We start from the raw sequence: 23,594 nt of genomic DNA on the forward strand, positions 1-23,594 counted from the left end.
ATCCCTGTTTTACGAATTCATCAAAAGGTATCGTTACCAAATCTTTTTATATGCAGGAGGCTTGTTAATGGCTGGATTAGCTGTAAATGTTGATCATATTGCAACATTAAGGGAGGCCAGGGGAGTTTGTTGCCCTGAGCCTGTGGCGGCAGCGGTGCTGGCCGAATTGGCCGGGGCAGATGGCATTGTTGTTCACCTTCGTGAGGATAGACGTCACATTCAGGATCGGGATGTCAGAATTCTGCGACAGGTTGTGCATACAAAGCTTATCCTGGAAATGGCTCCGACTTCTGAAATGGTTGGGATTGCTCTTGATATAAAACCTGATCTTGTGACACTGGTGCCTGAAAAAAGGGAGGAGTTGACAACCGAAGGGGGGCTGGATTTGATTGTTCACGAAAGTGTTGTTTCTGAAACGGTTGCCTTACTTCAAAACAGCAGCATTCCCGTCAGTATATTTATCGATCCGGATCCTGATCAGATAAAGTTGGCTTATAAGATAAATGCCGATATGGTTGAAATTCATACAGGATCATTTTGTGATGCGACAACAGCCGCTAAAAAAGAAAAGGCCTTTTCTAAAATAGTTGATGCGGTCAAGCTGTCCAGCAAACTTAAACTTGGCGTTAATGCCGGTCATGGAATTTGCTATAAAACCATAAAAGCTTTTAAGGGCCTTAAAGAAATTGACGAGTTCAGCATCGGCCACAGTATTGTTTCAAGAGCGGTTCTTGTTGGAATGGAACAAGCGGTCAGGGAAATGGCGATGTTGATAAAAGAATTATAGGCAGGTTGACTATGTATCTTGTAACAGCCGGCGAAATGCAGAAAATGGATCGGCTTACCATTGAATCGTTCGGTCTTCCCGGCAGGGTTCTAATGGAGAATGCCGGCAGGGGCGCGACACAAATTCTTTTTGAAAAGTTCGGCGGACTTAAAAATAAAAAGGTCGGTATTGCGGCGGGGCGAGGCAACAACGGTGGAGACGGTTTTGTTATAGCCCGTTATCTTGCCCAAAAAGGCATTAGAGCGACCGTATATCTTCTATCAAAAAGGGATGCGATTAAAGGTGATGCTGCCGCAAACCTGAAGCTGCTGGCTCCTTTAAGTGTACCTGTTATTGAAATTCCTGACAAAAAGGCTTTTTCAACACATAGAACTTCTATGGTTCATCAGGAGATATGGGTTGATGCCATACTTGGAACAGGGCTGAAATCGCAAATAAAAGGGTATTTCAGAGAAATTATCGAGTTTATCAACAGCTTAAACAAACCGGTTTTTGCGGTTGACATACCATCCGGTCTGGATTCGGATACGGGTCAGCCTTGTGGCGCATGTATCCGTGCGCAAGCCACGGCCACATTTGGATTTGCAAAAACAGGACACATTCTTTCCCCGGGTGCAAGTTATACCGGAAGCCTTGAAATAGTGGATATAGGGATACCGCATCATATTGCTGAAGATGTGGGTCCAAAACAACATCTTCTTACAACCGATCTGATCAATAATTATTTTCAACCAAGGCCGCCTGATGCACACAAGGGGAGTACAGGTCATCTCTTGTTGCTTGCCGGATCTCCCGGGAAAACAGGCGCAGCAGCCATGACAGCCATGTCTGCCATGCGTGTTGGCGCGGGTCTTGTTACTCTTGGGCTGCCAAACAGCATAAATGATATTCTGGAGACCCGGATTCTCGAGGCAATGACCTTTCCTCTTCCTGAGACCGATGACGGTGTGCTGGGTGAATCATCATTTAATGCCATTATGGAGCTGCTTTCAGGCAAAAGGTGTCTTGCCATAGGGCCCGGTCTTGGAAGCGCTGTTGAAACAAAGAGCCTTGTTCGCAGGGTTATTCAGGAAAGCACGGTGCCTATCGTTATTGATGCCGATGGGATAAACAGCCTTGCAGGCCATACTAAGATTTTACAAAACCTGAAACTCCCGGTTATATTGACGCCCCATCCCGGAGAAATGGCAAGGCTTGTTGATTCAACCCCCCAAAACATACAGAAAGATCGTGTAGGTTGCGCAAGGGATTTTGCAAAAAGGTTCAATGTTCATGTAGTGCTTAAAGGTGCAAAGACAGTAATTGCCCATCCGGATGGCAGGGCGTTTATCAATCCTACCGGCAATTCCGGTATGGCGTCCGGAGGAATGGGTGATGTGCTGACAGGAATGATAGCAGGTCTTGTGACCCAGGGTTATTCTCCTGAAACAGCCGCACATGCCGGTGTATTCCTGCATGGAACAGCCGCTGATGCCGTAGCGGATAAGACCGGCCCTTTTGGTTTTCTGGCAACCGATGTTATAATGGCCATACCTGAGCAGATCGGCAGACTAATGAAGTCTGAGCTTTAAAAAATGTCACCTTTTGCCGGGATTCAAATAATAACTCGCTGTCTTGAAGAAACTCAGTTGCTGGGACGAAACATAGGCACATCGATTTCAGCCGGAACAGTTATATGCTTAACCGGTGATCTCGGAAGCGGGAAGACTTCATTTGTCCAGGGTCTGGCCACTGGTCTTGGAGTACCGGACGATTACTATATAACAAGCCCTACATATGTTTTGATAAATGAATATTCCGGCCGATATCCTCTGTTCCATATCGATTTGTATCGAATAGAAGACCCTGTTGATTTCGAAGATATCGGGCTGTATGAAATACTTCATGGTAAAGGCGTAGTAGCTGTTGAATGGGCTGATAAACTAAGTAAAGATTTTTTATCAGAATATGTGACCATACATTTTGAGATATTAAATGACAAGTCACGCAAGATTACCATAACTGTAGATGGACATGATAAATGTAATTTGATAGAGGAAATTAAAAAATTATATAAAGAGATCGTTAAATAGTTTAGTTGTCGAGTGGTTGAGTCGGAGAACAACTAATTAACCGGTCAACTGCTTGGCTGCTTGACGAAGCCAGGAATGAGGAGAAAAAATGAGTTTGATTGTTCAAAAATTCGGCGGTACTTCAGTGGCCGATCTTGAGCGGATCCGTAATGTAGCAAAGCGGGTAGCAAAAATCTTTGACCAGGGCAATAATGTAGTTGTTGTGCTTTCAGCCATGGCAGGTATTACAGACAGCCTTATTGATATGGCAAATCAGGTTGCTGTTTCGCCTGATAAGCGCGAGCTGGATGTTTTGCTTGCCACAGGTGAGCAGACAACAGCAGCTCTTCTGGCCATGACTTTGCAATCAATGAACTATCCGGCGAAATCCATGCTTGGGTATCAGGCGGAAATTATTACCAATCGAAATCATGGTAGTGCTCGTATCGTTGGAATAGGAGCCGATCGTATAAAGAAGCTTATTGAGGAACGTAATATAGTAGTGATGGCAGGATTTCAGGGATGTGATCCTGACGGTAACATAACGACTCTTGGACGTGGCGGCTCAGACACATCTGCTGTAGCAATAGCTGCGGCGCTTAATGCGGACAAATGTGAAATATTTACAGATGTTGACGGCATATATACTGCGGACCCCAATGTCTGCGAGAAGGCAAGAAAATTAACCGCAATCTCTTATGATGAAATGCTTGAAATGTCGGGCCTTGGCGCCAAGGTGTTGCAGATTCGATCTGTTGAATTTGCCAAAAAATATAATGTTCCTGTGCATGTAAGATCATCATTCAGTGAGGAGGAAGGCACAATGGTTGTTAATGAAGATTCTAATATGGAACGTCTGGTTGTATCAGGTATAACTCACAACAAAGATGCCGCCCGTATAACCCTGAAAAAGGTTCCGGATCAACCCGGGGTGGCTGCAAAGATTTTTTCACCCATTGCCGACGAAAAAATACTGGTGGATATGATTATCCAGAACACCCGCGCCCAAGGGCAGACCGATCTTACATTTACTGTTTCAAAAAAGAATTTTAAGAAGGCGCTTGAGATAGAAAGAAAGGTGGCGGAAGAGATCGGTGCAGAAAAGGTGTTTGGCGACGAAAATATCGCGAAGGTATCTGTTACCGGAGTTGGGATGAGAAGCCATTCAGGAGTAGCGTCAAAGATGTTTTCAACTCTGGCCGGTGAAAATATTAATATTCTTATGATAAGCACATCAGAGATCAGAATTTCCTGTATAATAGAAGAAAAGTATGCGGAGCGGGCGGTGCGTGTTCTTCACAGCGCATTTGGGCTGGATAAAGATTAAGGATAGGATTAAGGATTAGAGGATTAAGGATTAAGAGGGCAGAATTTCTCCTTCGTCATTCCGGCGAAAGCCGGAATCCAGAAACCATAGGGAAGAGATTGGAGAATAAAAAATGGTAACATTTAAGTCTCTTTGTTCGAAAAAGGATAAGATTGCCATAGTAGGTTTAGGATATGTAGGACTTCCTTTGGCTGTCAGCATGTCGAAACATTTTGAAGTGATCGGCTATGATCTTAAATCCGATAGAATTAAGGAGCTTGAGTCCGGTTTTGACCGGACAATGGAGGTTTCAACGGAGGCTTTGCGTGATGCAAAGATACTGTTTACAAGCAAGCCTGAAAATCTTTCTTTAAGCAGGCTTATTATTGTTGCCGTGCCCACACCGATCGACGAATGCCGCATTCCTAATTTAAAACCGCTTAGCGGGGCTTCGGCAACTGTAGGCAGATATATGTCAAAAGGCTCATGCATAGTTTTTGAATCCACAGTATATCCAGGGGCCACGGAAGAGGTATGCATTCCCATTATGGAGAGGGAGTCAGGGTTTAAATATGGCGCTGATTTTACGGTCGGCTATTCGCCTGAGCGTATAAATCCCGGGGATAAGGCACATTCATTAGAAAACATAGTAAAGATTGTTTCCGGGTCTGATCAGGATACTGCCAGGTTTTTATCCGATGTTTACGGAAGGGTGATAAAGGCCGGGATACACCGGGTTTCATCTATCAAGGTGGCTGAAGCGGCAAAGGTTATTGAAAATACACAAAGGGATATAAATATAGCTCTTATCAATGAGCTTGCGATGATTTTCCACAAAATGGGTATAGATACTGATGAGGTTCTTGAGGCCGCGGGAACCAAATGGAACTTTCTTCCATTTAAGCCGGGCCTTGTTGGCGGACACTGCATAGGGGTTGATCCATATTATTTGACCTTTAAGGCCGAGTCGCTTGGATACCATCCTGAAATGATACTGGCAGGACGCCGTATAAACGACTGCATGGGCAAATATGTGGCGGAACAGACCGTAAGGCTGCTTGTATTGGCGGGAAAGCGGGTTAAAGGCTTAAAGGTTGCTGTTTTAGGGGTTACTTTCAAGGAGGATATACCAGATATCAGAAACAGCAAGGTGGTTGATATAATACATGAGCTTAAAACTTACGGGATTAAAGTTCTGGTGCATGATCCTCTTGCAGATGCCGAAGAGACTGTAAATCATTATGGGATTGAGCTGGCAGGCATGGAAAACCTTGAAGGGGTTGATGCGGTTATAGTAACGGTTGGGCACAGATTTTATAAGGAGTTTGGTCTTTCAAAAATTGCCGGTTTATGCCAGGGCAAAGCGCCTGTTGTTATAGATGTTAAAGGGGCTTTTAGTCGGAATGAAGCAGAAAAAACAGATATAACATACTGGAGGCTTTAGATGGATTCCACCTTTTTACGGATTCATCAACTATAAGATGGTGCCGACGGTGCTGCTGCCGCACAATTCATCAATTCTGGCCTGAACAATACAATTTTTCAGGTTATCATTACCGCTTACAAGAACAGGAACATAATTTGAAGTTGTTCCTTTTAAATGGCCTGTAGATTTTGATCGCGTGCCTTCTATTAAGAGTTCCATCTTTTTCCCGATTAATTTTTTGTAAAACTCCATCTTCTTGTTATTTCCAAGCTCTCGCATCTTCAGGCACCTGTCCTTGATCACCTGCGCCGGAACCTTGTCAGGATAAGTGTTTGCAGGCGTGCCCTTGCGGCCGGAAAAAGGAAAAACATGCAGATAGGTAACAGGTAATTCCTCTATTAATGAATATGTATTTTCAAAAGCCTGGTTTGTTTCGCCTGGAAATCCTATTAAAACATCAACACCTATTGCAGCATCCGGAATCATTTCATGAATTTTAATTACCATGTCTCTGAAAAAAGACCGCGAATAATGCCTGTGCATTCTTTTTAAGATAAGATCATCTCCACTTTGCAGAGGAATATGGAAATGATTACAAAATATGTCTGAATCAGCCACTATTTTTATTATATCGTCATTAAGCTCGTCAGGCTCTATTGAACTTAGGCGCACACGATCAATCGGGCGTGAAAAATTTATTTGCTTTAAAAGGTCGGACAGGGTTGTAGGCAAAACAAGATCAAGTCCATAGCGGCTCAGATGTATTCCTGAAAGAACTACCTCTCGACACCCGGACCTCTTTAGAAGTTTAATGCTGTCCAATACCATTTCCAGGGGCAGGCTCCGGCTTTGCCCACGCGCATAAGGGACGATGCAATATGTGCAGAAATTATCGCATCCATCCTGAATCTTTAGAAGCGGCCTTGTTCTGTTGCCGGAAGCGCCCATTACAGGCATTGGCTGGAACTTATTTTCATGTTTAATATCATGCCGGATGGTTAACGGATAGAATTCAAGGGGTGGCGAATCCTTTTCTTTCCCGTCAATAATTATTTCAGGAATTCTATGCTTGTCGGCATTACCTATAATATAATGCACACCGTTTATTTTTTTAATTTCATCAGGTTCTACCTGGGCATAACAACCTGTAACAACAATGCATGCATTTGGATTGGATCTAATTGCCTTGCGGACGGCCTGTCTTGACTGCATGGATGCTTTTTGGGTTACGGCGCATGTGTTAACTATGAACAGATCCGCGTTTTCTCTGCCGCGCGCAGCGGTCCATCCATGCTCTGCCAAAGATTGAGCTATGGCTTCAGATTCGTACTGGTTTACTTTGCAGCCTAAAGTTGTGTAGTTAAATATCAACCTGCGATCCATCCTCCGCCAAGAACTTCATTGTTGTTATAAAATACCGCTCCCTGACCAGGAGTTATCGCGGATTGATGGGTTTCAAATCTGACAATTGCCTTGTTGCCTTCGTCCGGAAACAGGGTGGATAAAACAGATTTATGGCGGTACCTTAAACGTGTATAAAGCTTAACAGGGGATGTCGGCTCTTTGCCTATCCAGTTTATGCCGGTCACCTTGCATTCCAATGCCATTAAACTATCCTTAAATCCAACAACAATCCGGTTTTGTTTCCTGTCTATTTTAACAACATAATAAGGCTCGGAAGCCGGGAGGTTTATGCCGCGTCTCTGGCCTATGGTAAAGAGGTGCAGCCCTTTGTGTTTTCCTATTATGTTGCCGTCAATATCTTCAATAAGACCTGGCTGCGGTGTTAAGCCTTTTTGCAGCGCAATGAATTCCCCATAGGTTTTCTCCTTGATAAAGCATATATCCTGGCTTTCCTGCCTTATAAAATGATCCAGGTCATACTCCCCTGCCAGTTTAATTACTTCCGCCTTTGTCATCATGCCGAGAGGGAAACAGGCATGGGCAAGCTGTTCCTGTGACATAAAGGCAAGAAAATAAGACTGATCCTTTTTGGGATCAACCCCTTTTAAAAGATGAAATCCGCCGTCTTTATCCTTTGTTATTCCGGCATAATGTCCTGTGGCAAGGCAGGACGCGCCAAGCCGGCGGGCAAATTCAAGTACTACCCCAAATTTTATTAACGGATTGCATGCCAGGCATGGATTGGGTGTTTGACCGGTCAGATAGGATTGAATAAAATAATCCACAACCTTTTGCTTGAATTCTTTACGGCAGTCTAAAACCTTAATCTTTATATTCAGCTTATCTGCGATATGAGAAATTATATTTAAAGGTTCTGGTTCATATCCGGTGGTAAAGTGAATTCCAAGGATTTTGCGGCCCTGCTTCTTTAACAGATAGGCGGCTACGAGAGAATCTATGCCACCGCTTATGGCGATTGCTGTTAATTGCTTCATGTAAAAAATGTGTTGGTAGTCGGGCGAACCTCCATTGCCCCTGTGAGACATGCGGGTATGCAAAGCTCACATACGCTGCATTTTTGCTGATCAAATATGACCGACATCTCAGGCCGTTGAATGGAAAGAGCGCCGGTCGGGCAAACAGCGGTGCATGCTCCGCAGTGGATACATTTTTTATTGTCGCGTTTCATATCCTGAGACGCACTTTTAACATGAACTCCCTGGGACCTGAGATATTTAACACCGTCCTTGAAATTTTTTCTTGATCCAGACAGTTCAAGCACCATAATACCCTCTTTTCTGGGCAATATCGTAGCATTAAGAATGTTAAAGGTAAGGCTATAATCTTTCACAAGGTTGCATACTACCGGCTGATGAACCACGGTTTTTGGAAAGCGAAGAATAAGTATTTTGGAATACACAATAAGCCTCCACAGGTCTTTATTTTTACTTTGCCGTTAATATCTAATTGATATTCATGGCAATAGCAACCTAATACCCCTCACTGATTGCCAAGTTCATTCTGTTTCCCGCAGTCAGGGCATTGCCAGGTTATTCCATTGCATGACAGGCTCCATGCGTTTTCCTGCATGCAGTCCTGACATATACTGAAACCGCATTTGCATTTCCAGCAAAAAGGCGGCTTCTTGCCGCAACAGTGGCAGCAGATTTCTTTTGCCTTAAGTCGTTTCTCTCTGTATGATGATTTATTTGCAGAGCCTGTCATGTTCAACCATTATACATCGATTCATGACAACATCAATACCGGCCCTGGCTAAAAGCTCCGCAGCCTCCTGATTCTCAATACCAAGTTGCATCCAGAAAAGCCTGGGCTTAATGCGAAGCGCCTCGTGGGCATGGGGCATAACCTGAGCAGGATTTCTGAATACATTAATAATATCTATTGATTCGTCTATATCGTCAAGGGATGAATATGCCTTTTCTTCGAGCATCTTCGTTTGAGCAGGCCGAACAGGAATAATTCTGTACCCATGATCTTTAAGATATAATGCAACAATATTTGAGTCTCTTTCCGGTTTTGGGCTTAACCCCACAACAGCAATAGTTCGGGCATTTATAAGCATATGCCTGACAATATTGTCATCATTAATTATCCTTCCCGGTTTCATTTTAATATTCCCAGAACCATCTTGACTCAAGCCCCTGCGATCGGTTGCTATCCGGTGATCAACACTATTTTCAAGGCTAAAATAGTATGGCACAGCCGCATACGTCAAGAGATTTATAAAATTACATCCGGTTGATATCAAGGGGGCAGGAAGGATATAGTTCCAATACCTTGAAAAGATATCGGTTATAATGTATGGAGTATCAGGATCATAGGCTAAAAAGGTGACAGCTTTTTGTCAGCCGGCATAAGGATATTAGATTATGGAACGGATTCACTATTTTATCAGGCGGTTTATTCTTGTGATTCCAACATTTATTGGAATTACGATTTTGTGTTTTGGTCTTATCCAGTTTGTGCCTGGCGGGCCTGTGGAACAGGTTATAATGCAAATGAAAGGTATGGCTCTCGGAGAATCAGGCAGGGGGGTCGAAGCCGGAGCATCCATTTCCGAAGAGCAGAGAAAAGCCATAGAAGCACATTTCGGCTTTGATAAACCTTTTTATAAGCGATACTGGAAATGGCTCGTGACCGACAGGTTCGGCATGAAAATGGAATCATACAAATTTCCCAACAAAACCGCCTGGCAGCTAATCAGTGAGCGATTTAAGGTTTCACTTGTCTTTGGGGTAACCGGTTTTGTTTTATCCTATCTTATATGCATCCCGCTCGGCATAATAAAGGCTCTCAAACACAACAGGATGTTTGATCTTGGATCGAGTGTCATTGTTTTTGTCGGATATGCTGTTCCGGCATTTGCGTTTGGAATGGTTCTGAAGATGTTTTTTTGTGGGACCGTGGATGGTTTATGGGATTTTTTCCCTGTATCCGGGTTTTATTCGGACAACTTTGCAGGCATGACATCCTGGGAACAAACAAAGGATATCTTCGGGCATATGTTTCTTCCGGTTCTGTGTTATGTTATAGGAAACTTTGCTGTTTTAACCCTTTTGATGAAAAATTCTCTTCTTGAGCAGATAAGCAAAGACTATGTAAGAACCGTTCTTGCAAAGGGTGGAAGTTTTAACAGGGCTATCTGGGGACATGCGTTGCGTAATTCTTTAATACCGATTGCAACCGGATTAGGCTCTATTTTAACCGTTATGTTCGCCGGATCGGTGATTATCGAACAGGTTTTTGAAATACCAGGGATGGGCAGATTAAGCCTTGAGGCAATAGTGGGTCGTGATTATCCTGTTTTCATGGGCATCCTTTCACTTACATCTGTTCTTGGCCTTGTTGGAAATATCCTTTCAGACTTTTTATATGTTCTTATAGATCCGCGAATAACATTTCAGAAAAGCTGATTTAAGTAAATTAACAATGATTTATTTTTACCACGAAGAGCACGAAGAATACGAAGAAATTATAAAAGCATTAATTCTGATGGTCTCGTAAAAAGTCCATCATATCCCTTAACCGTCATTCCGGCGAAAGCCGGAATCCAGTCTTTTCAAGTAGTTGCAGATCATCTGGACTCCGGTTTTCACCGGAGTGACGACTTTTTACGAGTTCATCAGTTTTAATCTTCGTGTTCTTCGTGGTTTAATTTTATTTTTTATAATCCTGACCGTTTCAAAAACCGCACTTTATAGCCGTGCAAAGTATAGAATGCTAAATTACAAAATATTTAAAAACCCGATAACGAGAATGAGAATATCGCGTTTTAAGGAGATAAAGCGCGCTTATATCTCATTGGGGATATTGATTATTCTTTATATGGTCAGTCTTTGTTCCGAACTTATATGCAATGATATCCCTTTGTATGTCAGATTTAATGGAAAATCATATTTTCCGGCTGTTAAGTTTTATCCTGAAGACCTGTTTGCCGGAAATAATAAAAAAACAAGGCCGGATTACAAAGGTATAAATAACAGCCCTTTATTTAGAAAAGATGTGGGCAATTTTATGATCTTTCCCCTGGTTCCATTTAGCCCCTTTGAAAGCATTGATCCAAAATCGATTGCTGTTTCAGACAATGTTACACTTATCTTTACCGCAACGCCCAGGATCGGGACAGTTAATATTAGAAGGGATTATTCAATTGCCGGATCTGTTTTATTCGGCTTTTTTATCAATATGAAAGACAGGCAGGCAAAAGGGGTTTTTCTGCCCGAATATTACAGCATCCCGGAAAACATAAGGCAGGGAATTGAAAAGCGATTTGCAAACGAAAATGCGCCGCGATTAATTTCTTCAAAAATAATGGGCAATAAAGGGATGGAAGTTGTAATTTCTCTGTCCACATACTTTTCGCGTAAAAGAGCGCCGGAAAGCGTCAGGCTTACATTCAGAGAGGCCGGGGCAAAATGTCAAAATATAGAAAAAATAGTTTTCAACAAAAGCCTGAAACCTGTTCAAAAGAAAATCAAACAAAACAGCATCAATATATGGGACTCTCTTGCAGCTCAAGATAGAAAAACCCTTCTAAGTATGGTGAACCAGCGATTTTTGCATGAGATTGATCCTTTTATTTTAAAGATTAAAAACCGGCTTTACAGTATTAGCTTTGAAAAAGATGATATCAGCTTTCCATTTGCGCCGGTTAAGGAGCATTTGATGGGGATTGACGGGGCCGGCAGGGATGTTTTAGCCAGAGTCCTTTATGGATTGAGGACTTCGCTTACTTTCGGCCTGCTGCTTGTTGCATGTTCAATGATCCTTGGGATTATTGCAGGGGCTGTTCAGGGATATTATGGCGGGGCAATTGACATGACAGGCCAGCGTCTTATTGAAATCTGGAGCGCACTGCCGTTTCTTTATATTATGATTCTTATGGGGTCGGTCTATGGGCGGAGTTTTTCCTTACTTCTGTTTTGTTACGGGCTTTTCAACTGGATAGGGATTTCCTATTATATCCGCGCTGAATTTCTCAGCTTGCGCAAAAAAGAATTTGTTGAGGCCGCCAAATGCATGGGAGTATCATCATATAAGATAATATTTAAACATATTCTTCCCAATGCCATGGTTCCTGTAATAACTTTTTTCCCTTTTTCTCTTGTCGGAGCAATAGGAGCGCTTGCTGCCCTTGACTATCTGGGATTCGGGCTTCCCCCGCCCACTCCAAGCTGGGGAGAGCTTCTCTTCCAGTCTCAGCAGTATAGATGGGCATGGTGGCTTATTCTCTATCCATCTTTGGCATTATTTATCGTAATGCTTCTTGGCGTATTTGTCGGTGATGGAATAAGAAACGCTTATGATCCGAAGAGAAGCAGCAGGTTTGAATAATAGGGATTGAGGTATTTAAAATTGCTGGAAGTAAAAAACATAACAGTTACCTTTGAAACAGATGAAGGTATTCTCAAGGCGGTTGATGATGTTTCGTTTCATGTCGACAAAAACGAAATCGTCGGATTGGTAGGCGAATCAGGATGCGGAAAATCGGTCACAGCCTTGAGCATACTCCGTCTTATTCCCTTGCCTTATGGAAGGATTGAAACAGGCGAAATTTTATTTTACGGCAAAAATCTTCTTGAATTAGATCATAAGGAGATGAGAAAAATACGTGGCAAGGCAATAGGCATGATATTTCAGGAACCCGGGTCCGCCCTTTCACCCTTGCACACAATCGGCAGTCAGATGGTTGAAACTATTTTACTGCATAAGAATATAACCGGGAAAGATGCCTGGAATATTGCCGAAACCTGGCTTGAGAAGGTTCAAATCTCTGATCCAGGAGAAAGGATGTTTGATTATCCTTATCAGCTTTCCGGAGGCATGCAGCAAAGGGTTATGATTGCTATGGCCTTGATGCTGGAACCGGACCTTATCATAGCGGATGAACCGACAACAGCGCTTGATGTAACAATACAGGCTCAGGTTTTCGAGCTGGTCAGGGAGATGAGGCGATCTAATGCCTCTATACTGCTTATTACGCACAATATGGGAGTGATATGGGAAATGTGCGACAGGGTGCTGGTTATGTACGCCTCAAGGATAGTTGAGGAAGGAAACAAGGACGATATTTTTTCAAAGCCCACGCATCCTTATACCATAGCTCTTCTTGAGGCCATACCGAAACTTTCAGCTGATAAAGGTAGATTAAAAGCAATCCCGGGCCAGGTGCCTTCAGCTTTTAATTATCCATCAGGGTGTCATTTTTTTGATCGATGCCCTGATGCATTTGACAGGTGCAGGGATGAAAAACCAAAACTCATAGATTTTGGCAATGGACACAGGGCAGCATGTTTTCTTGCGAAAAATGAACTGTAAACAAACAAACAAATCGCCGATACTCGAGGCATACAACCTTCAAACATGGTTTCCGATAAAACGCGGTATTCTGGCAAGAACGGTCGGGTATGTCAGGGCGGTTGATATAGCCTCGTTGTATATAAACAGAGGTGAAACACTTGGTCTTGTCGGCGAATCCGGATGCGGGAAGACTACTCTGGGAAGAACTTTGATGGGACTGGAAAAGGTTCGAAGAGGCAAGATCCTTTTTTGCGGCAAAAATCTTCTTGAGCTTAATCGCAGGGAGCTAAGGGAGACAAGAAGAAGCATGCAGATAATTTTTCAGGATCCTCTGACAGCGCTTAATCCAAGAATGAATATTATTGATATTATTACTGAAGGGCTTGTTGAATTTCGCCTGATACAAGGAACCAGGGAGGATCATGCAAAAAGACTTATGAATGAAGTCGGGCTTGATGAAGGGGCCATATATCGTTATCCACATGAATTTTCAGGCGGGCAGCGCCAGCGAATCAATATAGCGAGAGCTTTATCTTTAAGGCCTGATTTAATTGTTTGTGACGAACCTGTCAGCGCCCTTGATGTATCGGTGCAGGCGCAGGTTGTAAATCTGCTTATGGATTTGCGGGACAGATACAATCTGTCTTATCTTTTTATATCGCACGACCTAAGCGTGGTAAGCAACATAGCGCACCGCACCGCTGTTATGTACCTTGGCAAAATAGTGGAATACGGACCCACCGGCGATATAATTAACAACCCTGTGCATCCTTATACTAAGGCTTTAATTAGTGCGGTACCAAGGCTGGATTTCGAGGAGATCGAACATAAAAGAAAGCGCATTATTCTGAAAGGAGAAATACCTTCTCCTTCAGATCCTCCTCCCGGATGTATGTTCCATACACGTTGCATGGAGGCTATGGATATATGCAGAAAAATAGCGCCGCTGGAGACAAAATCAGGCATGCATGGGGTGTGGTGCCATTTGTATCGTTAAGTAGTCGAGTAGTTGAGTGGGTGGCGGACTATTTGGCGGGAGATATATCAGCTGCCGGAGTTTTAGGGCGATTGGCTATAGATTCTGCGATTTTAGCCATAAGGGATTCGATTTTCTGGTTTATAAGTTTGCTCTGGTCGGCATTAAGATCAAGCAAAGCAGCCTTGTTGAGATACTCCAGAGCGGTTTTAAAGCCGTTAATAGTTTCTTTGCTTGCGGCAACATCGGCCTTGTACTGTAGAATCATCATATCGATGCTGTTTAAACGTGTATAGGCTTTCTTGCGGAGATCATCGGTAAGCCCAAAGGAAATAGCTTTGTTCAGATAGAATTTAATTCCATCAAAATCAGGCATTTCAGGTATATCCAGAATGGCGTCGGCTTTGTTGATGTAATAATTAAAGATAAGCGGGAAAACCTCCTCTTTTGAATAAACATCTTTAATTGATTGAGGAGCTTGTGCTCCGGGCAAAATAATAAACAGCTCCTGGCTCATCGGAGCGAATTTTCCTTTCCAGATTTCAACGGCTCCGCCTGTGGCCTTAATATAATAATTATTCATGTTTAAAAAACTTGAATAAATAACAAGCGCTGCTGGAATAACAAGGAAGGCTGCAAGATATTTTATTAACTTTTGCATTGATCAATCAGGCCTTGGTTAAAGATTTCTGCCTGCGGTTGAAATGACAAAAAAAATAGATTTTCATTTAATTGTTATTTATAGATGATTAATCTGTTTTTGTAAATATATTTTCTGTAGCAAGAGGCTAATACATTTGGAAATTTTATAATGAACCGGTTAAGTTTAAATAATAAAAAAAAGAAATTGGTTTTAATTCTCAAAGGGCTTGATCCCTTGATGGTTGCATTTTCAGGAGGTGTTGACAGCGCTTTTCTTCTTGCCGTAGCCAATGAAGTATTAAAAAAGAATGTAGTGGCCGTGACAGCGGTGTCACAGATACATCCGGAGCGTGAAAAGAATAAAGCAATGGAATTTGTAAAAAATTACGGCATTAAACATATTATGTTGCAATCAAAGGAAATGAGCATGCCCGCTTTTGTGGCTAACAGGAAGGACAGATGTTATGTATGCAAAAAAAATCTTTTTGAAAAGCTTATAAAAATTGCGTCAAACACAGACATTAAATACATAGCTCATGGAGCCAACACAGATGACCTTGAAGATTTTCGTCCAGGGCATACTGCGGCACAGGAAATGGGGGTTCATGCCCCCATGATTGATGCCGGGCTTACCAAGAATGACATCAGGCTGCTCTCAAAAGAGATGAATCTTGAGACCTGGAACAAACCGGCACTGGCATGTCTTGCAACAAGGATTCCATATGGGACCCCTATAACCGTGAAGGCCATTGAAATGGTTGATCAGGCGGAAGATGTTTTGCTAAGCCTTGGATTTAATGCTTGCCGAGTAAGAAAATATGAAAACACAGCAAGGATAGAGGTAAGTCCAGAGGAAATTGAAAGCATTTCAGATAAAAAAAACAGGGGAACTATTGTCGGAAAATTCAGAAAAATCGGATTTTCCCATGTGGCAGTTGATCTTGAAGGATACCCTGGTTGAGCCGTGATGTATATTATAAAAATATTTGTGCAAGTTTCAGCTGTTTCAGTTGTTTAACAGTTTAAAGAGCAGAAATAGTGTTTGCTTATTTGCATGAATCATAAAAAATTGGAATTTCTCCAATCCTAACACAGGAGGGTCAGGCTATGTATTTTGAAGTTTCAGGAGTCCATGTATCCCCAATAATACCTTTTGTTGTCGCATTTGTTGTTTCCACATTTACCTCAATGGGGGGTGTGTCCGGAGCCTTTCTTCTTTTGCCCTTTCAGGTTAGCGTGCTTGGTTTTATCAGCCCTGCCGTAAGCCCAACAAATCTTGTCTACAATATTGTCGCAATCCCCAGCGGTGTATACAGATACATCAAGGAAGGAAGGATGGCTTGGCCTCTTGTATGGGTAATTATTGCGGGCACGCTTCCAGGTGTATTTATCGGGGCTATTTTCCGGATAAAATATCTTCCTGATCCAAAAAATTTTAAATTTTTCGTCGGCTGCGTTCTACTTTATATCGGGCTAAGGCTCTTTTATGCAATTGTAAAAAAAGGTGGCAAAACACAAAAAGCCAAAGAGCTTGAAGAAAGATTCAAGCAAAGATTCGATAAAATCAGGAAGGGTGGTGCGTCCGGGCATGATCATGAGATCAGGATTAAAACAATCAAGTTTTCATTGACTCATTATACCTATAGTTTCTATGGCGAAACCTTTACCTTTAATACCGTTGCATTGTTTAGTCTTACGTTTGTTGTGGGAATAATCGGCGGAACTTATGGGATAGGGGGGGGTGCAATTATCGCCCCGTTTCTTGTGGCGATTTTCGGCCTTCCGGTATATACGATAGCAGGGGCCGCTCTTTTAGGCACATTATTAACCTCTGTTGTAGGGGTAATTTTTTACACAATAATAGCGCCGTATTATGCGCACACAGGCCTGGCGATCAGTCCTGACTGGGCGCTGGGCGCTCTGTTCGGAGCAGGCGGTTTTGCGGGCATGTACTGCGGGGCAAGATTGCAGAAGTTTATGTCCGCAAAGATAATTAAAACCATTCTTGCAATTATAATAACGCTGCTTGCCGCAAAATATATTATTAATTTCTTGTTGTAACATTGATGCGTCCGACACCTGATCGCCGGCCCCTGACAGCTATCAATCGAGCTTTTCGCTCAATTGAGGTGATAGATTGAAAATTAAAAAAGATGTGGGCCCATGAAAAATATTTTCGGGGATAATTCAGATCAGGATTTGATCAAAGCTGTCGGCAACGGAGATCATCAGGCATTTGAGCACATAGTAGATCGATATAAGAATGCTCTATATAATTTCGTCTATAGATACCTTCAGGACCGTTCCCTAGCGGAAGAGGTGGTTCAGGAGGTTTTTCTGAGAATTTATAAGGCAGCCCCGAAATATAAACCCGCAAACAATGCAAAAGCATCAACCTGGATATTTAAAATAGCTTTTAACCTTTCCATGAACGAGTTAAAAGCTCGCAGGCGTTACTCGCGTTTGACAGTGGATCGTGCCGGTGAAAGAGAAATACCTGCCGGGATGCAGGTTCCCGTGTTTGCGGAAACACGGGAAATGATGGAAGGCATTATGTCAGGCCTGCGTCTGCTTCCAGAGAATCAGAGATCTGCTTTGCTTTTACGAGTGCAGCAAGGATTTTCTTACCGGGAAATCAGCGAAATTTTAAACGCCACTGTCTCAAGCGTTGAATCTTTGATTTACAGGGCGCGTCAGCATCTGAAACAGCATGTCTGCATGGAACATAAGGAGTAATATTTTGAATTGCCAAGAAATCAGAGAAAAAATTTCCTCTTATATGGATAATGAGCTTGATTCAGAGCAATCCAGATGCGTGGACCAAGAGCTTTTACGCTGCCCTGTGTGCAGAGAAGAATTAAAGCTCTTGCAGCAGGTGGATGCAGCTGTCAAAGAGATGCCGTCTTGCAGCCCGTCAGCCCAATTTCCCGCACGACTTATGCAGCAGATTGCAAAACAAGCAGCTTTGCCTGAAAGATATGGTTTTACATATAATATATTTGTACATCCTGTTAAGTTCTTTGAAAAATTTTATAACCTTTTTAATTCACAAAGGGTTTCAACAACTGCCACGCTTGATGAGCTTGGTGATTTTCCGCCTTGCTCTATTAGTTATATTTATTTCAAACTCCTTGCCACAAAACCATGAGGTTAAACCATGCCTATTTTATATTTTGTCTTTGGATCTTTTACCGCAATTATTATAATGACTACTATTTTGGCTGTTATCTATTTTGGTTTGAAGAAGAAAGAAGCAGCACAGATGAATATAAGGGGATATCTGGACTTGATCCCTGACCTTACAGAAACGCAACGCAGCCGGGTTGAATTAATTCGCAGCAGTTTTTTGCCCAGTGTGGAAGAACTTAGAAAGGGTCTTTGTATTAAAAGGACAAAGCTGGCAGATCTTCTGTTTGCCGAATCAATTGACAGATCAAAAATAAATAATATTGCCGAAGAGATACTGCGGCACCAGTCAGAATTGGAAAAAGAGGTTATTGATCATATTTTAGAGGAAAAGGAGCTCCTTTCGCCATTGCAACAGAGAAGGTTTTACAAAATAATTGTTGATCAGTTTTCATCCGGCAGCCTGGGAGTTCATGATGTAAAGGGCAGGAAAGCTTAAATCCGCTTCTCCCCATCTTTTGTGACTTGGTGCCTTGGCGGCTGACCCGTCACCTTATTTTTTTATTTTCTCAACCGTTTTGAAACCTCTTTTGTCAAATAAAGCACCTTTATTGCCTGTTCTATGTTCAGTGAACCTGTTCCGCAACTCGGAGTTATAAGGGACTGGGCCAGTATTTGCGACCTGTCAATGCCGAGCAGCTCTATTTGAGCGGCTTTATCCTCCCATTTTGATACCAGTGAATCGGTTGTTTCTCTGTCAATATCTTCAGAATTTGAGGTCGGCACAATCCCCCATGCCAGGATCCGGCCTGAATCCATAAACCTCTTAATCTGCTCAGAGTAAAGGATGAACCTGTCAAAAAAGGAATAAGCATCAAAACTGACAATATCTGCGGAAGATTCCAGAACCAGCGACCAGTCGGAGTTTGCGCAGACATGTATTCCAACAAGGCCGCCTTCGGAGTGTACTGCTTCAAAGGTTTCTTCAAAGCATTTTAAAACCTCATCACGTGATATGCTGATAAATGCAGATGAGCCGAATCCGGCAATGCCGGGCTCATCGAAAAAAATCATCACCGGACATTTGAATTGAGAAAGCTGTCTGACCTGCCATTTGCTTTTCATGGCCAATAGTTTTACGGCAGCATCCCTTATCTGGTGGTCATAAAAAACAGCTCTTCCATTTTGGTCGTTTACACCTGTGCAAAATGTTATTGGGCCTGTGATTTGCCCTTTGACTGCAATCAAAGGCTTGGAAAGCGTTCTGGTTTGTTTTATTAATTCAAAAAAACCTGCGGCTGCATCGGTTGTAAGGGCGAATCGTGACGATGAAAGATCGGCCAGGCCTTCACTTACAGCCATATAATCTTCGTAGAATGAAACAATTTCATCGTCAAAACTATTGCCGGCAGTGTCTATAAATGATTTGTCATTTTCAATGGTTAGACCGGGCATTCCAGGCAGAAATTGAGCCAGCATGCCTTCCTTTTTAAAAACAGGTAGTTGAACCCATAATGGTATTTCAGGTGTATATTTATAAACAAGTTTTATAGCTTCAGCGTGGTTGTCTATCGGAAGGCTTCCTATTAAAACCGGAAGACAGTTTGCCTGAAAGTTTTTGGTCATTGTCTTTGTTCCTTTATTACTCTGATGGCAAGGCTTAAGTATCTATTATTTTCTTCGTATATCAACCTTTTACTTCTCATCATCTTTAAAAATTTTATAATCCTGTCTTCATCTATCTGCGGGAAACAGGCTATAATACGCCTTAGCGAACGGTTGGTCCGGCAAAAAAGGTAGATATCTCTGTAGATTCCGTTTACACGATGCGTCAGCGGATCCGCTCCCGGGCGTTTTTGACGGATGATCAAAAAATCGCCTCCATCACGAAAGCTGAGAATCGGTGAACATGAAAGACCGCTGTGAAGCAGGGCATATGATTTTTTCCAGGCTTTTACCTTTTGCTTAACAGGTTCCCACAATTTTTTCTGATATACACGGTCCATCCTGAAAGACTGTATCATAAAACTAATTGATTGAAAAACATCCGGTGGAAATAATGCGGCATAGTTGGGGTGGTTAAAAACCGTTGTAAGGCCGGAGGCGTGCCGATTTTCCCAGACAGGGCTTCCAAGGCCGAGCCAGAAGTTAACGGCCCTTAATGGGTGAAAAGGAAATGCAAAATCAAGGGCGTGCAAGGTTTCCTTTACATCGGTTATATCGCTTCCGGGAAAGCAAAGAATCAGGTTTGATATGTCGTCAATGCCTAATTCCTCGCAATGTTTCATTACTTCCAGATTCTGGATGCAGGTAGTCCCTTTATTAAGCTTTTTGAGAAGCCGGGTGCTTAATGCCTCTATCCCTATCTGTACCTCTTCAACACCTGCCAGGCGCATGGCTTTTAACACCTCACATGACGTGTTCGCCCGTATCTCTGCAAACAGGCGCAAATCTTTGCCCAGTTTATGAAGTCGTAAAAATATCTCCTTGCTTTCCCTAAGCGGAATCAGATTATCCATGAAGGCGACAGACAGGGTTTTATATTTTTTTGTCAAAGAATCAATTTCAGAGACAACCTGCTCAGGGCTCTTTTTTCTGTAGCTGTTCCACTGAAGGTTAAGATTGCAAAAAGCACAGCCTTTTTGTTTACCCGATTTTCTTATGGATTTCCACCAGCAGCCTCTGGAAATTTCGGCACACAGAGTCGGAAAAAAGGTTTTATCCGGCCTAAATGTTTTAAGCAAATCAAAGTAATCATCATAATCAGGCAGGGGCAATGAGGTTAGATCCTTTATTTGATTAAATGAAACATCACCGATTATATCGGAGCCGTTTCTTGATACAAGTCCGGGAATAGAAGGTCTTTTACTTTTGACGTCAGATTTCATTAAATAACGGATTAATCCGGCCACAGGCAGTTCCCCTTCGCCGCTAACCGCATAGTCTATCTCGCTGAATGCCTCAAGCAGCTGATAGATAGTATCTCCGGCAAATACCGAGCCGCCCGTTACTATAGGAAGATTCGGAAAGCTTTTTTTTATTTTTCTGATAAAATAAAGGGAGGAGGTGAGTTGACAAAAACAGATTGAAAAACCAGCTAAGCCGAATTTGCCCCAGTCTATAGCCTTTATCATATTGTCGGATGCTTCTTTGACCCCGGCTGTGAGCGCATCAAAGTCGGTTTTTTGAAGCACTTTATTGTTTTTTGCCTCGCGATAAAAAACCTTTTTAATTTCATTAATCCGTTCGGGAAATAACAGTGCCGCATATATTGATTCCGCAGGCCATGTCCTTTCCGAAATTTCATGATAAAGTTTATAGCCGATTCTTTCCGCTACCTTTAAATACAGGTGAAGCGCCTTTATTTGCAATTTCGGAAACGTGGATTTCAAATAGGCTTTTAATGCTCCAAGCTGAATCGATGGCCGGCTATAAAGTGGCCATGGAGTAGAGACTAAAACAACAGGTTTCAAGCAGTCGGCCATAGATGATTTTGTCCCGCAGGGCATTATTTTTTTCATTTATCCTGGCATGGTTCTATGTGGATGGTAACATCCTTAATGCCATGGATATTTTCCTTGATTTTATCTTCGACTAAATGAGCTATCTTATGCGCCTTGTCTAAAGATATATGGCGCTTGATATGGCAATGCATATCAACGTGGATATATCCCTGCCAACCCCGGCTTCTTATTTTATGGCAATATTCAATGCCGTTTATAGCCATGGCTATGGACCTTATCTGTTCTTTATCCACAGCCGCTGCATCGACTAATATTTTAAAGCTTGTCTTAAGGATACTAATCCCTGCGCAGGCGATAAATATACTGATTAAACATGCTATTGCAGGATCGACGATAGGATATCCCGCCCGAATGACTAAAAGGCCGATTATTACGGAAGAGGTCGTAAAAATATCTGCCGTGGTGTGGAGTGAGTCGGATATCAATATTTGACTTTGGAGCAAGCGGCCTTGATTGCGCTCATATAGCATAACCACAATATTAATCAGCAGGGTAATCCCCATGACCAAGAAGCTTGTAGTGTCAATTTCAGGCTGAACAGGATGCAGGAAGCGTTTTATCGATTGGTTCAGAACATTGAAACAGACCAGAAAAAGGAGCAGAGCAATGCCTGTTGAGCTCAGGCTCTCATACTTGGCATGACCGTAAGGATGGCGTTCGTCTCTGGGTCTGGAGGCCATCCATATGCCGAACAAGCCGATAATGTTGGATGAACCGTCAGAGAATGAATGATAGCCATCTGCCATGATGCTGGCGCTATTCGTCAGCCAACCATAAAAAAGCTTGGCAGCTGCAACGCCAAAGTTCAGGATCAAGACAATCCATAAGACCCTGCTGATCCGGCGAAACCTGTCTTGTTCTGTAATATGTTCCATTCTTATGGTTGAATACTCCCGGCCCTGCTGTGGCATAGTTCAGCCACAAAGATTATAATATAATTTTGTAAACGGTTACTTATATTTAAACCTATCTGCGTTCATCTGTGTAAATCTGTGGCTAAACAATTACAAACAATATTTAAAGTTTATTAATTTTACAATAAAAATAACAGGATTAAACCGCAAAAGCGAGCGCATTTTCCGTAGCTTGTCGGAGCAAAGCGGAGATTTCGTTTTAGTGGGGCTGAGGGGTTAGCGAGCGCATACAACCGAATATTTTGGTCATGGCTGTGAGCAATCTTAATTTTGTCATTGTTATTGACCTGTTTGATCAAAGGGGGTATTATATAAAATGTTGGGATTGGAGGTAATATATTGATTGCAGTGAGTTTGTTAGATCCCATCAGGAAAATAAAATAAAGATTAATCTGGATTCAAATTTAGAGGAAAATCAATGAATTTTGAAACAAAGGAACAAGTTTTAGAAAAGGTACTATCTCAGGAAAAACCAAAATGCCCTCATTGCGGTAAAGAGATGAGCTTATGGGAGGTGCCTTCTATTCCTATGGGCGACGGCCTTGGATGGGGTGAACCTTACCTGTTTGTATGTTTTAATGATGAATGTTCATTGTATGCCAAGGGGTGGGATAAAGTGCAGGAGGATTATGGCCACAATGCTTCTTACAGGTGCATGTGCTATCCCCGTTCAGGGAAGTTCGAATGTATGCCTGTGTTCAGCCAATCCGGAGCAACAGGGCAGGTTGTTGATGAACAGATCCTTGTGCAGGAGGAGATGTTGAAAGAGGCTACAAAGAAAGGGTTTTCAATTCTTGCCGGCTGTTATGTGGAAAAGGATGACGTCACAATATTAAGGTTGCTTTTAGATGCAACAGAGCCGGCAAAGGTCCGGCTTAAAGCAGCTGAAATGATTGGTGATATTGGGGTGCTGGAGGCAATCGATCCAATCAGAAATGTAAAATTCGGCAATGAGATTATTCAAAAACAGGTCGATGAATCTATAAAAAAGATACATGAAAGACATTATACGCGGGAATGTCCGTTCTGCGCTGAAATAATCAAAAAGATAGCCAAAATCTGCAAGCATTGCGGCAAAGAGGTTGCGGGGCTGTGATTATTTTTTCTTTGTTTCCCC

At 42.4% G+C, this 23,594-nt stretch carries 24 protein-coding genes; 15 read left to right on the forward strand and 9 right to left on the reverse strand.

The window, feature by feature from the left end:
- Positions 1-67 precede the first annotated feature (67 nt).
- The 5 genes from VMW78_06360 (at position 68) to VMW78_06380 (ending at position 5,588) form a co-directional block, all read left to right on the forward strand.
- Positions 68-787, forward strand: coding sequence for a pyridoxine 5'-phosphate synthase (locus VMW78_06360; protein ID HUV50623.1), 720 nt, complete (start codon positions 68-70; stop codon positions 785-787).
- Positions 788-798: 11 nt separating this feature from the next.
- On the forward strand, positions 799-2,358 hold the full coding sequence (locus VMW78_06365) for an NAD(P)H-hydrate dehydratase (GenBank protein HUV50624.1): 1,560 nt from the start codon (positions 799-801) through the stop codon (positions 2,356-2,358).
- Between the two features lie 3 nt (positions 2,359-2,361).
- Positions 2,362-2,859, forward strand: a complete 498-nt coding sequence (gene tsaE, locus VMW78_06370; GenBank protein HUV50625.1) for a tRNA (adenosine(37)-N6)-threonylcarbamoyltransferase complex ATPase subunit type 1 TsaE — start codon at positions 2,362-2,364, stop codon at positions 2,857-2,859.
- An 88-nt stretch (positions 2,860-2,947) separates the two neighbouring features.
- The gene (locus VMW78_06375; protein HUV50626.1) at positions 2,948-4,165 is read left to right on the forward strand and encodes an aspartate kinase; all 1,218 of its coding nucleotides are present in this window, start codon (positions 2,948-2,950) and stop codon (positions 4,163-4,165) included.
- Between the two features lie 112 nt (positions 4,166-4,277).
- Positions 4,278-5,588, forward strand: a complete 1,311-nt coding sequence (locus VMW78_06380; protein HUV50627.1) for a nucleotide sugar dehydrogenase — start codon at positions 4,278-4,280, stop codon at positions 5,586-5,588.
- Positions 5,589-5,618: 30 nt separating this feature from the next.
- On the opposite strand, the gene mtaB is transcribed toward VMW78_06380, so the two are convergent.
- From mtaB to VMW78_06405, 5 genes are all read right to left on the reverse strand, one after another.
- On the reverse strand, positions 5,619-6,941 hold the full coding sequence (mtaB, locus tag VMW78_06385; protein ID HUV50628.1) for a tRNA (N(6)-L-threonylcarbamoyladenosine(37)-C(2))-methylthiotransferase MtaB: 1,323 nt from the start codon (positions 6,939-6,941) through the stop codon (positions 5,619-5,621).
- On the reverse strand, positions 6,938-7,969 hold the full coding sequence (gene mnmA, locus VMW78_06390; protein HUV50629.1) for a tRNA 2-thiouridine(34) synthase MnmA: 1,032 nt from the start codon (positions 7,967-7,969) through the stop codon (positions 6,938-6,940). The genes mtaB and mnmA overlap by 4 nt, the downstream gene beginning before the upstream one ends.
- The gene (locus tag VMW78_06395) at positions 7,966-8,394 is read right to left on the reverse strand and encodes an NIL domain-containing protein (protein HUV50630.1); all 429 of its coding nucleotides are present in this window, start codon (positions 8,392-8,394) and stop codon (positions 7,966-7,968) included. The genes mnmA and VMW78_06395 overlap by 4 nt, the downstream gene beginning before the upstream one ends.
- Before the next feature lie 80 nt (positions 8,395-8,474).
- On the reverse strand, positions 8,475-8,699 hold the full coding sequence (locus VMW78_06400; protein ID HUV50631.1) for a hypothetical protein: 225 nt from the start codon (positions 8,697-8,699) through the stop codon (positions 8,475-8,477).
- Positions 8,680-9,102 (reverse strand): CoA-binding protein, encoded by a 423-nt coding sequence (locus VMW78_06405; protein HUV50632.1) that lies wholly within the window; start codon positions 9,100-9,102, stop codon positions 8,680-8,682. Before VMW78_06405 ends, VMW78_06400 begins: the two co-directional genes overlap by 20 nt.
- Positions 9,103-9,364: 262 nt before the next feature.
- Here VMW78_06405 and VMW78_06410 point away from each other — a divergent pair, with 262 nt between their 5' ends.
- The 4 genes from VMW78_06410 (at position 9,365) to VMW78_06425 (ending at position 14,292) form a co-directional block, all read left to right on the forward strand.
- Positions 9,365-10,408 (forward strand): ABC transporter permease subunit, encoded by a 1,044-nt coding sequence (locus VMW78_06410; GenBank protein ID HUV50633.1) that lies wholly within the window; start codon positions 9,365-9,367, stop codon positions 10,406-10,408.
- 343 nt (positions 10,409-10,751) lie between these two features.
- On the forward strand, positions 10,752-12,329 hold the full coding sequence (locus VMW78_06415; GenBank protein HUV50634.1) for an ABC transporter permease subunit: 1,578 nt from the start codon (positions 10,752-10,754) through the stop codon (positions 12,327-12,329).
- 21 nt (positions 12,330-12,350) lie between these two features.
- Positions 12,351-13,313, forward strand: coding sequence for an ABC transporter ATP-binding protein (locus VMW78_06420; protein HUV50635.1), 963 nt, complete (start codon positions 12,351-12,353; stop codon positions 13,311-13,313).
- Positions 13,303-14,292: an ABC transporter ATP-binding protein gene (locus VMW78_06425; protein ID HUV50636.1), complete on the forward strand. Its 990-nt coding sequence runs from the start codon at positions 13,303-13,305 to the stop codon at positions 14,290-14,292. The genes VMW78_06420 and VMW78_06425 overlap by 11 nt, the downstream gene beginning before the upstream one ends.
- A 28-nt stretch (positions 14,293-14,320) precedes the next feature.
- Here VMW78_06425 and VMW78_06430 read toward each other — a convergent pair whose 3' ends face one another.
- Positions 14,321-14,932, reverse strand: a complete 612-nt coding sequence (locus VMW78_06430; GenBank protein ID HUV50637.1) for a hypothetical protein — start codon at positions 14,930-14,932, stop codon at positions 14,321-14,323.
- A gap of 150 nt (positions 14,933-15,082) precedes the next feature.
- Here VMW78_06430 and larE point away from each other — a divergent pair, with 150 nt between their 5' ends.
- The 5 genes from larE (at position 15,083) to VMW78_06455 (ending at position 18,538) form a co-directional block, all read left to right on the forward strand.
- On the forward strand, positions 15,083-15,874 hold the full coding sequence (gene larE / locus VMW78_06435) for an ATP-dependent sacrificial sulfur transferase LarE (protein ID HUV50638.1): 792 nt from the start codon (positions 15,083-15,085) through the stop codon (positions 15,872-15,874).
- Between the two features lie 146 nt (positions 15,875-16,020).
- Positions 16,021-16,974, forward strand: coding sequence for a sulfite exporter TauE/SafE family protein (locus VMW78_06440; GenBank protein HUV50639.1), 954 nt, complete (start codon positions 16,021-16,023; stop codon positions 16,972-16,974).
- 102 nt (positions 16,975-17,076) lie between these two features.
- Complete coding sequence (locus VMW78_06445; GenBank protein HUV50640.1) at positions 17,077-17,649, forward strand: sigma-70 family RNA polymerase sigma factor; 573 nt, start codon at positions 17,077-17,079, stop codon at positions 17,647-17,649.
- Positions 17,650-17,653: 4 nt separating this feature from the next.
- Positions 17,654-18,061, forward strand: coding sequence for a zf-HC2 domain-containing protein (locus VMW78_06450; protein HUV50641.1), 408 nt, complete (start codon positions 17,654-17,656; stop codon positions 18,059-18,061).
- 9 nt (positions 18,062-18,070) lie between these two features.
- Positions 18,071-18,538, forward strand: coding sequence for a Spy/CpxP family protein refolding chaperone (locus VMW78_06455; protein ID HUV50642.1), 468 nt, complete (start codon positions 18,071-18,073; stop codon positions 18,536-18,538).
- Between the two features lie 62 nt (positions 18,539-18,600).
- Here the strand turns inward: VMW78_06455 and VMW78_06460 are convergent, their stop codons facing one another.
- The 3 genes from VMW78_06460 to VMW78_06470 are packed head-to-tail and all read right to left on the reverse strand — an operon-like array spanning position 18,601 to position 22,438.
- A complete protein-coding gene (locus VMW78_06460; GenBank protein HUV50643.1) occupies positions 18,601-19,665 on the reverse strand; it encodes a hypothetical protein in 1,065 nt (354 codons plus the stop codon).
- Complete coding sequence (locus VMW78_06465; GenBank protein HUV50644.1) at positions 19,662-21,560, reverse strand: RiPP maturation radical SAM C-methyltransferase; 1,899 nt, start codon at positions 21,558-21,560, stop codon at positions 19,662-19,664. The genes VMW78_06460 and VMW78_06465 overlap by 4 nt, the downstream gene beginning before the upstream one ends.
- Positions 21,557-22,438 carry a cation diffusion facilitator family transporter gene (locus VMW78_06470; protein ID HUV50645.1) on the reverse strand — a complete coding sequence of 294 codons (882 nt, stop codon included), beginning with the start codon at positions 22,436-22,438 and terminating at the stop codon, positions 21,557-21,559. The genes VMW78_06465 and VMW78_06470 overlap by 4 nt, the downstream gene beginning before the upstream one ends.
- 457 nt (positions 22,439-22,895) lie before the next feature.
- Between VMW78_06470 and VMW78_06475 the strand changes: the two genes are divergently transcribed.
- On the forward strand, positions 22,896-23,573 hold the full coding sequence (locus VMW78_06475; protein ID HUV50646.1) for a zinc ribbon domain-containing protein: 678 nt from the start codon (positions 22,896-22,898) through the stop codon (positions 23,571-23,573).
- Positions 23,574-23,594 lie beyond the last annotated feature (21 nt).

The sequence above is a fragment of the Anaerolineae bacterium genome (assembly GCA_035529315.1).
Classification (GTDB): domain Bacteria; phylum Desulfobacterota; class Desulfobacteria; order Desulfobacterales; family ETH-SRB1; genus Desulfaltia.